Genomic DNA, 12,012 nt, shown 5'->3' with positions numbered 1-12,012 from the left:
CGTCATCTGACAACTGCTTAGGCAGGTACTTCTCAACGACCTTCATTTCAGCCGTCGTCTTTTTGATCAAGTCGTCACGGCCGGCCTTCTTGAACTCTGCCAGTGATTCCTTCCGTTGCTTGTATTCACGGTTCAAAACACTGATTTCTTCATCTGGAGTCAGGTCATGGCCCAGTTCAATTTGTTCGTTTTGAACGGCAGCCTTCAGCATCCGGACAACGCTGAGCGTGTCCTTGTCACGGGCCTTCATTGCCTTAATCATATCTGACTTTAACGTATCAAGTAAACTCACGATATTTCCTCCTTCAAAAAAGCTCCTGTCGAATGCGAAACATTCGTCCAGGAGCTATCCGACTAAAGCTTAGTAACGACGGCGACGCTTATTCTTGCGCTTGCGAGCCGCCTCTGATTTCAACTTACGTTTGACACTTGGCTTTTCGTAGAATTCACGTTTGCGGTATTCGCGGAGCGTCCCGTTGCGTGAAACCGAGCGTTTAAAGCGTCGAAGAGCGTCGTCTAAGGATTCATTCTTCCGAACGACAGTTTTTGACATCAGTGATTCCCTCCCTCCGAGCTAAAAATGCGTATTGCCGTGGCCAGGAAAAATACCCAGCCTTACCACTACGAGAATAATTATAACTACTGATTTTTCAAGCGTCAACTACCGAACAGCTTTTTTTCCTTTTTTTACCGCTTTGGCTCATAAAAGTTGCCGACAACCGCCGTTGCTTCCGTCATTGAGACAAAGGCGTGAGGATCTGCGCGAAAAATTGATTCACGAACCGAGTAAAGTTCATAAACGGTGACGACCGTAAAGAGGATGTCTTCATGCCGGTGACGGTAAGCACCTTCCGCGTTGCGGATAACGGTGATCCCCCGCCGCAGATTATGTTGAATCTCGCTTGCCACCTCATCCGGCTTGTCGGTCACAATCATCACTTGGCGCAGTTGCTGACGAGTATAAACTAGGTCGATCATCTTGGCATTGATGACCAGGCCGATCGTCGTGTCAAGGGCGTTGGGCCAGCCGAAGACGAACCCTGCTGCCATCACGATAAAGATATTAAAAATGACGTTGATGGTCCCAATTTTCATCTTGGTCTTCCGTTGCATCAAAATACCGATAATATCGAGACCACCAGTCGAGATCCCGTACCGTAAGCACAACCCGGTTCCGCAGCCGTTGAGAACCGCCCCAAAGATTGAACAGATCAGTGGGTCGTTAGTAATGGCTACCGGGTGAAAGAGGTGGATCATGATACTGGAAAAGCCAACCGCCATCACCGTAAAGATCGTAAAGCGGTGACTAATCTTAAACCAGGCCACGATAAAAAGCGGCGAATTGATAACAAACAACATAATCCCGGTCCCCAGATGAACGGGGGCGTGCAGGGTCAGAGTCGAAATTAACTGCGCTAGTCCGGTGATTCCTGAAGAATAGATCCGACCAGGAGTCCAAAAAAGGTTCACGGCCGTCGCAACCAGGACAGCGTAGACAATCGCCGTCCCGAAACGACCAATGTACCGGTGACGTTCGACAATTCGCTGGATTTCTTCCATTTCAGTTGTTTTCCTCCACTGTCAGTAAAACTTTCAAGCAGCGCCTACTTGTCGGACTTATCATCATCAACTGTCAGGTGCAGTTCTGCTAACTGCTCATCCGTCACTGTCCCTGGAGCAGCCGTCAGTGGTTCAACAGCCTTGGAGTTCTTTGGGAACGGGATGACGTCACGGATGTTATCAGCGTGGGCCAGCAGCATCACGTAACGGTCAAGTCCAAAGGCCAACCCACCTTCTGGCGGCATCCCCATCTGCAGGGCATGGATCAGGAAGCCAAAGTTCTGTTCTGCCCGTTCCTTGGTGAAGCCAAGGGCGCGGAGAACCTTTTCCTGAACATCTGGACGGTGAATACGAATCGAACCACCACCAATTTCGTTCCCGTTCAAGATGATATCGTAACTCTGGGCGTGGGCCTTATGCGGGTCTTCACCCTCTTCTAAGTAGTGCAGGTCTTCTTCGTTGAGCATCGTAAACGGGTGGTGGGCAGCAATCCAGCGCCCACGGCCTTCGTCATATTCAAACATTGGCCAGTTAACAACCCACAGGTAGTTCCACTGACTGTCGTCAACCATCCCCATTTCGTTAGCGATGGTTTCACGCAGCCAGCCCAAGGAGTCACAGACGACGTGGAAACTGTCAGCAACAAACAAGAGCAAGTCGCCGGCTTTGGCCCCCAGCCGGTCGTTGAGGGCTGGGGCATCGTCGCCGATGAACTTCGCAATTGGACCGGAATAACCGTCTTCGGTAACCTTGACCCAGGCCAGCCCCTTTGCGTGGAAACGTTTGATATAGTCTTCAAACTTGCTGATTTGTTTCCGTGAATAATGGTCGGCCCCACCAGGAACACAGATGGCCCGGACCAGCTTACCGTCCTTCACCGTCCCGGAAAACACCTTAAATGGTGAATCCTTCACGATGTCGGAAATATCAGTAATCAGCATCCCAAAGCGGGTGTCAGGTTTGTCAGAACCGTAGCGGTCCATTGCTTCTTGCCATTCCATCCGTGGGAACGGTGTCTTGACGTCGACACCTAAGACATCCTTCATGATCTTCTTGATCAAGCCCTCGGTAACGTCTTGGATATCCTTGGCAGAGGCAAAGGACATTTCAGTATCAATCTGGGTAAATTCAGGTTGACGGTCACCACGGAGGTCTTCGTCACGAAAACAACGTGCCAGTTGGTAGTACTTGTCAACCCCCGCAGCCATTAACAACTGCTTAAATAGCTGTGGCGACTGAGGCAATGCGTAAAAGTGACCTGGGTAAACCCGTGATGGCACAATGTAGTCCCGTGCACCTTCTGGAGTCGAACGGGTCAGGTCGGGCGTTTCAACGTCCATGAAGCCCTGTTGGTCATAGTAGTGGTGAACCACCGAGGTCACCTTACTGCGAATTTTAAGGTAACGCATCATTTCTGGACGCCGTAAGTCCAGGTAACGGTATTTCATCCGCAAGTCTTCACTCGCATCCACCCCGTCAGTAATCGCAAACGGTGGTGTCTGTGACTTAGCCAGGATATTAATGGTGTCGACAACTACTTCGACCTTCCCCGTCTTCATCTCCGGGTTAGGGTCCTTTCGCAGGCGAACTTTCCCAGAAACCTCAATGACATATTCACTCCGGCACTGGTCCGCAGTTTCAAAGGCCTCTTTGTTCTCGCTTTCGTTAAAGACTAACTGGACAATTCCTTCCCGGTCGCGCAAGTCAATAAAGACCAGTCCACCGAGATTTCGTTGCTTAGCAACCCAGCCCTTTAAGACGACGGTCGAACCGACCATCTCCTCGTTCGTGTTGCCAGCATAGTTTGTTCGTTTCATCAACAGTGCTCCTTTCAATTGATCGTCTGGTTGCGTTTTGCCATTAAAAAAGGCACCCCTGCATCTGCAAGGGTGCTTTTTTGCACGGTACCACCTTGGTTTTACTCATTGATAACGTCAGCAACAATGCTGGCGGGGAAAACTCCCAGCCTCCAAAGTGTCAACACCAGCATTTCGACCACAGGCTTTCATCAATCCCTGCTCGCTGTAATTGCGTCCTGCTGGTGCCCTCTTTTTCAACGGCACAAACGATTCATTTCGCCCTTAACAGTAACCAAGTTTACTGCAGAAGTCAAGGCTCTTTTCACAACTTAAAAACCGGCCAGAATATTGTCAACCGCCCCACCATACATCTCGCCAAACAATACCAGGTGCATGCAAAGATAATAAAAACGGTACCAGGAAAGCCGGTCATTAAGGCCGTCGTCAAGTGGCAAAATACTGGCGTAGCCCTGGTAAAAAGCTGGTTCAAAGCCGCCAAAGACCGTCGTCATTGCCAGGTCAAATTCGGGGTCACCATAGATGGCGTCCGGGTCAATTAACGCTGGCGTTCCGTCCGCCAGAAACAGATAGTTGCCGGCCCACAAGTCGCCATGGAGAAGGCTGGGCACTACTGAATGAACAGCGTAATACTGACCAAACTGGTCGCACATCGCACGAAAGTGTTCCTGACGCCAGCGGCTCCACCGTCCTGCCTCACTGGCAGCGGCGACTTCCGGCTCCAGTCGCTGGTGGAGGTAGAAGTCTACCCAGCTGTCATTCCAGGAGTTGTCTTTCTTAATCTTACCGGTTTCGTGATTATCAACAAAGCCAAAACGTTGCTGGTGTTGTGAATGCATCATGGCTACCGCCTGCCCGAGGACGTACTGGGAACCACTGCCGCTATCAAGCCAGTTCAAGACCAGGTAGGCATCGCCATCAATTTGTCCCTGGTATTGCGGTTTCGGTGTCGTAATCACCGCACCAATGGCTTTCAAGCCCGAAACCTCATGGTCGAAATAGGTGGCTGAATGGTTCGGCTGCACCTTCATGAAGTAACGGCGACCAGCGGCGGTCAGCTGGTAGGCCTCATTAATGTCGCCCCCGCTAACGGCATGCCACGCCGTCACACCCGTTAACGGGAGCTGCTGAATCCACTGCTTTGATAACTTCATCATTTGCGTCATTCCTTTTATTGAGCAAAATAGTTTTCCAATCCCTTTGAAACGTCGTGAGCAACCTTCAGCTGATAACTCAAGCGGCGGATTTGGTGAAAGTCCTTCGTTGTATTGATGTACCCCATTTCACATAAAACCGCCGGGCGCGTATTATCACGAATGACCAGGAAATCGCCAAAATCAATCCCCTTGTTTTTAAGCGGCAAGTTATTGTACTGGTGTGCAAGACAACGCGCTAGTTTCTTTGACGCACCATCATGGTAATAGTAGGTGGTGATCCCACTGGCCTGGTTACGCTCCGGTGATGAGTCGTAGTGGAAACTAATAAAAGCGTCAGCATGAACACTTTCGGCTAGTGCCGGGCGCGGCCTTAAACCGACGTAGCGGTCATTATCGCGGGTCATTATGACGTGCGCGCCGTGCAGTCGTAATTCATCAGCGACCCGGTTAGCCATTTGCAAGGTGTAGGTTTTTTCCATGTACTTGGCCTTTTTGCTGTCACGATGGTATTCTGCACCGGAGTCGGAGCCACCGTGGCCAGCGTCAATGACGATTGTCGCCTCAGATAGGCGGGTGACCTTGTTCAACGGCTTCTTGCGGTTCACTAGCCAGCTCGCGACCCAGCCAAACTGGTTGTCGGCGAGGCGAATCTTATACCAGTCATTGCGCTCCGCAATCACGTGGTAGCGTTTCTTGGCCTTGGTTTGCGCAATGGCATCATAGTCCAACCCCGGCCCCTTCCGGACATTAATGCCACCGGTGCGGATAACCACCGTCTTCTGCCTGCTGATCCCCCATACCAGGCCCAGCGTGACCAGGACGATAATTGCCGTCAGCCAAACCGACCGGGGCGGCTTTTGATTAAACACGATTCACTTTCCTCCTCAAGTAAAAAAACTGCTTAACCTCTTCTGGTCAGCAGTCCTCTTCCCTACTTCTCGTAAATGATAGTGGTGGGGCCGTCGTTTTCCAAGTCAACCTTCATGTCAGCGCCAAAATGCCCGGTTTCAACATGGACCCCGTGTGCCGCCAGCTTGGCATTAAATTGCTTGTACAGTGGCTCGGCGATTTCCGGCTTGGCTGCTTTGCTGAAACCTGGCCGGTTACCGTGCTTGGTGTCAGCGTAGAGGGTAAATTGGGAAATGGAGAGGATACTCCCATCAACATCTGACAGTCCCCTATTCATCTTGCCGTCTTCATCCTCAAAGACCCGCAGGTTACAGATTTTACGCGCAAGGTAATCGAGTTTTGCTTCGTCATCATCGGGAGCAAAACCAACTAGCAAGAGGTAACCCTTTTTAATCTGACCAACGACTTCACCATCAATCGAGACGGCGGCATGGTTTACTTTTTGCAGTACAACTCTCATGACATCCTCCTATGAAATGACCCGTTTGACAACGTAAACGTCGGGAATGTTTTTTAAAGCATCCATGATTAGTTGCAGGTGCTGCTTATTGCGGACACCCACAGAAGCATGGATGACTGCCATCTTGTTATGATCGACTTTCCCGTTAACCGACGTCAGGTAGCGGGTATTGTTGTTAATTGACCGCAAAACGTCGTTCAGTAGTCCGTTCCGGTTATACCCTTCCACTTCGATGTCGGCATTGTAGTTCGTCTTATCGCCAGCCGGGTTATCCCAGTACACATTGACAATTCGCTGACCACTTTCGGCGGCGTGCTTGATGTTTGGACAGTCAGCACGGTGAACGGAGACGCCGCGGCCCTTGGTAATATACCCCACAATCTCGTCACCGGGAACTGGGTTACAGCAATGGCTTAACCGCGTCAGCAGGTTGTCGACCCCTTCGACAACGACGCCGCCGTTGCCCTTTGAAATATGATCACTGTCGTGAGGGCCTCTGGTATCCACCGTCTGGTGTTCTTCCATGACGGCTTTTTCCTCGGCCTTCTGCTGATCATCACGCCGTTGCTGACGGATATCAGAGGTTAGCCGGTTGGCAACCCCCTTGGCGGACAGGTCACCAAACCCCACGGAGGCAAACATGTCTTCGGCGGTCCGGTAGTTAAGCTTAGCTGCTACTTTGGCCGTGTCATCAGCCGCCATCAAGCTGGTCGGGTCAAAGCCGGTTTCAGAAAGCTCACGTTCCACCAGCCGGATTCCTTCCTCAATGTTTTGCTTGCGGTCATGGCTACGGAAAAATTGGCGAATCTTGTTCCGGGCCCGCCGGGTAGAAACTAACTCCAGCCAATCCCGGCTGGGGCCAGCGGATGACGAAGAAGTCATAATGTCGACAATATCACCGTTTTTAATTTCATAGTCCAGTGGGACAATTCGCCCGTTAACCTTGGCACCGGTGGCGTGGTTGCCCACCTCGGTATGAATTTGGTAAGCCATGTCCAACGGTCCCGAGCCCTTTGGCATTTCGATAACGTCGCCCTTCGGCGTAAAGGCGTACACCTTATCGGAGAAGACATCACTCTGGACGCCCTGCATAAAGTCATCGTTATCTTTCGTTTCTGAACGCAGCTCCAGGATTTCCTTGACGACATTCAGCTTACGAGCATCTTCGCTCTGCTTGACGCCGTTGAAGTTGCCTTCCTTGTAAGCCCAGTGAGCAGCAACCCCGTATTCAGCCACTTCGTGCATATGGTGCGTCCGAATCTGGATTTCTAGTGGCCGGCCACCGGGACCGATAACCGTCGTGTGCAACGATTGGTAACCATTGCTCTTTGGCATGGCAATGTAGTCCTTGAAGCGGCCCGGCATCGGTTTCCAATTGGTGTGAATGGCACCGAGGACGGCATAGCAATCCCGAATTGAATCCACCACGACCCGCACGGCTAGCAGGTCATAAATTTCGCTAAATTGTTTATGCTTGGTAACCATCTTGTGGTAGATGGAATAGATGTGTTTCGGCCGCCCGTAAATTTCCACGTTCGAACCGAGTTCGAGGTCGCTAATGGCGTCTTTGATCATCTTGATCGCATTGTTAATGTATTCAACCCGCTGGTCCCGCCGGGAGTTCATCAGGTGAACAATCCGGTAGTACTGCTGGGGGTTAAGGTAGCGAAGGGAGAGATCTTCCAGTTCCCACTTGATCGTGCTAATTCCCAGCCGGTCAGCAATCGGCGCGTAAATTTCGAGCGTTTCGTTGGCAATTCGTCGTTGCTTATCAGGTCGGAGGTGCTGGAGGGTGCGCATGTTATGCAGCCGGTCTGCTAACTTCACAATCATCACACGGATATCTTTACTCATCGCCAATAAGAGCTTGCGGTGAGTAGCCGCCATCTGTTCCTTATTAGACTTATAGTGAATCTTGCCTAACTTAGTATCACCATCAACGATCAGCGCAATGGTCGGCCCAAAGAGCTCCTGGATATCCTCCAGAGTGGCCCCCGTATCTTCGACAATATCGTGTAAGTAGCCCGCACAAACGGAGTCCGGATCCATGTGCAACTTGGCAAGAATGCCAGCAACCTGGATCGGGTGGATAATGTATGGTTCGCCCGATTTACGACGCTGGTCATGGTGGGCAACAGCTGCAAAGTGGTACGCCTGTTCCACCTTGGCAACGTGCTCCTCATTCATATAGGTCCGGCAAATATTAGCGACATCTTCGTGGCTTAATTCACGTGCTTCTTCCTCTTGACTAACTGCCATTTCTATTCCTCCCTCCTGGTCATCCTAGCGTAAGTAATGGTTGGTCATCGACCAGCTAAGGTAACTGACCCCCAGGTAAAATAGAGCAAAGTAACGGGTGTACTTGGGCAAAAACTGAAAATCGATGATCAAGAACAAGATTGGCATCAAAAAGATCCACAGGCCCGACAGTTGGTGTTTGGCCAGTGACCTTCCCAGCCACCAACTGATCAGCCCGTTGATAATAAATAGAACCCACCCCACCAGCTTCGCCTTGTTCATAAAAGGTAAAAAGCGGCCGAGAAGTGGCAGGACTACTGCACCCATCATTACGGCTAGCCACCAGCTCCAGCCCAGTTCGATTATCCGTTGTTTAACCCGCTTTAACATCCCAATTCTGTGCTCCTTTGCTCTTGTTAATGGTGAATATTTTACCACAACCAACCAGTTTAGCCATTTAATTCCGTCTGGTAAGAGACCGCACTCAAGAAGTAAAGTGGTGCCGTTTCTGTCCGTAGAATTCGTGGTCCCAGGCCGACTGAGACAACCCCCTGGTCATTCATTGCGTTAATCTCCGCGCTCGTTAACCCGCCTTCGGGGCCAAAGAAGGCCGTCAACCGTTCGCCAGCCTTTAACTTTCCAAGTGTCGCTTGCAAACGACTTACCTCACCCTGCTTGGCAGATTCCTCCCAGGCAACCACGGCAGTGTCAGTCGGAAAATCGGTCAAAACGTCCTGCCAACTATCACGGTAAACTACCCGTGGCTGAACCGTACGGTGCGATTGTTCAGCCGCACCGTTAGCAATTTTTTGCAGACGTGCCAATTTTTTCTCCCGTCGCGGTGAAGTCCAATGGCTAATGGACCGCTGGCAATCAAAAAAGACGATCCGCGTTGCGCCTAGTTCGGTTCCTTTTTGAACAATGAGCTGCGGCTTTTCCTTGGTTTTCGGCAAACCACAGGCAATTGTCACGGTCACCGGCATTTCGACACTCTTGTTTAATGGCTGGTCAACCCTGACCATGGCTGGCTGAAGACTAATGACGGTTGCCAGGTAAGCTTGGTGGTCAGCACAGACAATTTCAATTTTTGCACCGACTTTGGCTCGCATTACGTCCACGAGGTGGTGGCTGATATCAGCTGGCAGTTCAACTGTGTCAGCCGGCTGCTGGTTGGTGACAAAGTAGCGTTGCACTAGTAGTCTTCCTCCTTTGTTGGCCGGTGGGCGATAATGCCAAACCAGTCGTCAATCCTCATCGTCTCATCAATAATGAAGTCGTTCTTTTTCAGTGTGTCAGCAATCAACGGCTCCTTATCGGCAATGATACCAGAGAGAAGCAGCTTACCGCCGGCCTTCAGATTTTTTCTGGCTTGAGGAACCAGGGGGACAATAATCTCGGCTAAGATGTTAGCGATGACCAGATCTACTTGTGTGTCGATCCCGTCCAGCAGGCTATTGACCCCCAGCTCAACCTCGCCGGCAGCAGGGTTCAACGCCAGGTTTTCGCGGGCAGACCGCAGCGCTACTTCGTCAATATCATAAGCAGCCACGTGGCCCACTCCCAGGAGCTTGGCAGCAATACTCAAAACGCCAGAACCAGTCCCCACGTCAATCATTGATTCACCACCGCGAACCACCATTGTCAGTGCCTGAAGCATCAACTTAGTGGTCGGGTGGGTCCCGGTCCCAAAGGCCATCCCCGGATCCAGAGTAATTAATTTCTCACCACGTTGTTGGGGTTGGTAATCTTCCCACCGCGGGACCACCGTGAGCTGGTTGGTAACCCGCACCGGGTGGTAATACTTTTGCCAAACCGTTGCCCACTGTTCATCCTTAATTTCGTCCGCTGCGACCTTCGCCGGTGAAGGATCAAGGCCAAATTCATTCAGCTGATCGACCCGCTGCTTAATTTCTGGCAGCAATTCTGGGGCAAAGGTCTGGGGTGGAAAATAACCGGTTAAGACCGCGCCGTGCTGGCGGTGCGGCAGCGTCGCCGGGTCAACAATTTCACCATGTTTGCCAAAGCGACCCGCAGTCAGTTGCTGATAGTCGGCAGCGTTGTCGATTTGGACACCATTGGCCCCCGCCGCCGTCAAAATACTACTAACAGCTTCCACCGCTTCGTTACTCGTTTCCACCTTAATTGCTGTCCATTCCATTGTTTCTCCTCATTTCTTCCTTTTGAAAGAAAAAGGGCCCATGACGTCAGCGTCGTGTGCCCCTTTTCGTTAATTGTCAGCGCTCTTTTTTTCTTCTTGCTTGCGCAAACGCTTTGCCCGTTTCTTTTCCATATGGTGCTGAAGGTAGTCAATCATTTCCGTTTCCGTCTTAAAAATACGGGGATGCTGCTGGTGATGCAGACGAACATCAATTTCGTTGATCTTCAGCCTTCCGGTCCAGGTGTGGGAGTAGCGAATGATTACCCGGTTGTTAAGCCGGTGCTTACCAAAGCGGAAGACGTAGATATGTTGCGGCGTCATCATTGGCCGAATGTATTCCTTATGGTAGGTCAAGTCATTCTCCCGCATAAACCGTTTTGTCCGATTAAGCATGTAATCATCTCCTCCTTTCCTATCTTGAAGTTGCCGGTCGTTAATTTCGACAGGTCTTTAATATCTGTCATATTGTATCATAATTCATGGTCTTTGCCAAAGTAAGTGTCCCCCGGTGGTCCACCGTGAATTTGGTGTTTTAACCTTATTAAATAATGATATAATTGTGACGTTAGTAATTGACAAAGCTAACCATTTGGTTAAAAGAAAGGGAGAGTAACACATGTCTAAGAATCACCAAAAAGTTGTCTTAGTCGGTGACGGTGCCGTTGGTTCAAGCTACGCCTTCGCCATGGCTCAACAAGGACTGGCAGAAGAATTTGCCATTGTTGATATTGTTAAAAAGCGGACTGAGGGTGACGCCCTCGACCTCGAAGACGCTACTGCCTTCACCGCCCCAAAGAACTTCTACTCCGCAGATTACGACACCTGCAAGGATGCCGACCTGGTAGTAATTACTGCCGGTGCACCACAGAAGCCTGGTGAAACTCGTCTGCAACTGGTTGACAAGAACCTGAAGATCATCAAGTCCGTTGTTGAACCAATCATGAAGAGCGGCTTTAACGGTATCTTCCTGGTTGCTGCTAACCCGGTTGACATTTTGACTTACGCTGTTCAAAAGATTTCTGGCTTCCCACGGAACAAGGTTGTCGGTTCTGGTACCTCACTGGACTCCGCTCGTCTCCGTGTTGCCCTGGCCAAGAAGTTCAACGTTTCCCCAGTTGATGTTTCAGCTAACATCATGGGTGAACACGGTGACTCCGAATTTGCTGCTTACAGCAGTGCAACGATCGGTGGCAAGCCGGTACTTGACCTGGCTAAGGAACAAGGCGTTTCAATGGATGAGCTGCTGAAGATCGAAGACGATGTTCGGAACAAGGCTTACGAAATCATTAACCGTAAGGGCGCCACTTTCTATGGTGTTGCCACTGCCCTGATGCGGATTTCACGGGCAATCCTGCGTGACGAAAATGCTGTTTTGCCAATCGGTGCACCAGTTAACGGTGAATACGACCTGAAGGGTCTCTACATTGGTTCACCGGCCGTTGTCAACGCCTCAGGTGTTGCATCCGTGCTGGAAGTCCCAATGGATGACCGTGAAAAGAAGGCCATGGCTGATTCAGCAGCAACGCTGGAAAAGGTTGCGAAGGACGGAATGGCTAAGTTAGGTTACTAATCTTAATTCCATCAAAAAAGCAGCGAGGATTTTTGATCCCCGCTGCTTTTTGCGTTTATTGATTACTTAGGCTCTACACTAAATCCTGTTGATGGATTATCCAAGTGGTAATCTATTAATGGGATTTTTGCATACAAAAAGGG

The 12,012-nt window shown here is 50.6% G+C and carries 13 protein-coding genes; 1 reads left to right on the top strand and 12 read right to left on the bottom strand.

Features of this window, described 5'->3' with window-relative positions; all coding sequences use genetic code 11:
* The 12 genes from Q0E49_RS07025 to Q0E49_RS06970 all read right to left on the bottom strand — a co-directional run.
* The coding region (locus tag Q0E49_RS07025) for a GatB/YqeY domain-containing protein (RefSeq protein ID WP_295747435.1) at positions 1 to 292 on the bottom strand (292 nt) is incomplete at its 3' end.
* A gap of 69 nt (positions 293 to 361) precedes the next feature.
* Positions 362 to 553, bottom strand: coding sequence for a 30S ribosomal protein S21 (gene rpsU, locus Q0E49_RS07020; RefSeq protein WP_102281405.1), 192 nt, complete (start codon positions 551 to 553; stop codon positions 362 to 364).
* Positions 554 to 687: 134 nt separating this feature from the next.
* Positions 688 to 1,560 (bottom strand): YitT family protein, encoded by an 873-nt coding sequence (locus Q0E49_RS07015; protein WP_295747431.1) that lies wholly within the window; start codon positions 1,558 to 1,560, stop codon positions 688 to 690.
* 44 nt (positions 1,561 to 1,604) lie between these two features.
* On the bottom strand, positions 1,605 to 3,377 hold the full coding sequence (aspS, locus tag Q0E49_RS07010) for an aspartate--tRNA ligase (RefSeq protein ID WP_295747429.1): 1,773 nt from the start codon (positions 3,375 to 3,377) through the stop codon (positions 1,605 to 1,607).
* A gap of 311 nt (positions 3,378 to 3,688) precedes the next feature.
* Positions 3,689 to 4,531 (bottom strand): fructosamine kinase family protein, encoded by an 843-nt coding sequence (locus Q0E49_RS07005; protein ID WP_295747439.1) that lies wholly within the window; start codon positions 4,529 to 4,531, stop codon positions 3,689 to 3,691.
* 17 nt (positions 4,532 to 4,548) lie between these two features.
* A complete protein-coding gene (locus tag Q0E49_RS07000) occupies positions 4,549 to 5,403 on the bottom strand; it encodes an N-acetylmuramoyl-L-alanine amidase (RefSeq protein ID WP_295747427.1) in 855 nt (284 codons plus the stop codon).
* A gap of 62 nt (positions 5,404 to 5,465) precedes the next feature.
* Positions 5,466 to 5,903, bottom strand: coding sequence for a D-aminoacyl-tRNA deacylase (gene dtd / locus Q0E49_RS06995; protein WP_295747425.1), 438 nt, complete (start codon positions 5,901 to 5,903; stop codon positions 5,466 to 5,468).
* Positions 5,904 to 5,912: 9 nt separating this feature from the next.
* A complete protein-coding gene (locus Q0E49_RS06990; RefSeq protein ID WP_295747423.1) occupies positions 5,913 to 8,162 on the bottom strand; it encodes a bifunctional (p)ppGpp synthetase/guanosine-3',5'-bis(diphosphate) 3'-pyrophosphohydrolase in 2,250 nt (749 codons plus the stop codon).
* 24 nt (positions 8,163 to 8,186) lie between these two features.
* On the bottom strand, positions 8,187 to 8,531 hold the full coding sequence (locus Q0E49_RS06985; protein ID WP_295747421.1) for a hypothetical protein: 345 nt from the start codon (positions 8,529 to 8,531) through the stop codon (positions 8,187 to 8,189).
* A gap of 59 nt (positions 8,532 to 8,590) precedes the next feature.
* Positions 8,591 to 9,334: a 16S rRNA (uracil(1498)-N(3))-methyltransferase gene (locus Q0E49_RS06980; protein WP_295747419.1), complete on the bottom strand. Its 744-nt coding sequence runs from the start codon at positions 9,332 to 9,334 to the stop codon at positions 8,591 to 8,593.
* Positions 9,334 to 10,299 (bottom strand): 50S ribosomal protein L11 methyltransferase, encoded by a 966-nt coding sequence (gene prmA, locus Q0E49_RS06975; protein ID WP_295747417.1) that lies wholly within the window; start codon positions 10,297 to 10,299, stop codon positions 9,334 to 9,336. Before prmA ends, Q0E49_RS06980 begins: the two co-directional genes overlap by 1 nt.
* A 69-nt stretch (positions 10,300 to 10,368) precedes the next feature.
* Positions 10,369 to 10,668: a hypothetical protein gene (locus Q0E49_RS06970; protein ID WP_295747437.1), complete on the bottom strand. Its 300-nt coding sequence runs from the start codon at positions 10,666 to 10,668 to the stop codon at positions 10,369 to 10,371.
* A gap of 247 nt (positions 10,669 to 10,915) precedes the next feature.
* On the opposite strand from Q0E49_RS06970, the gene Q0E49_RS06965 reads away from it, so the two are divergent.
* On the top strand, positions 10,916 to 11,869 hold the full coding sequence (locus Q0E49_RS06965; protein WP_295747415.1) for an L-lactate dehydrogenase: 954 nt from the start codon (positions 10,916 to 10,918) through the stop codon (positions 11,867 to 11,869).
* Positions 11,870 to 12,012 lie beyond the last annotated feature (143 nt).

This window comes from uncultured Limosilactobacillus sp., from assembly GCF_934202235.1.
In the GTDB taxonomy this organism is placed as follows: Bacteria; Bacillota; Bacilli; order Lactobacillales; family Lactobacillaceae; genus Limosilactobacillus.
This window is presented reverse-complemented; position numbering and strand designations above follow the sequence as displayed.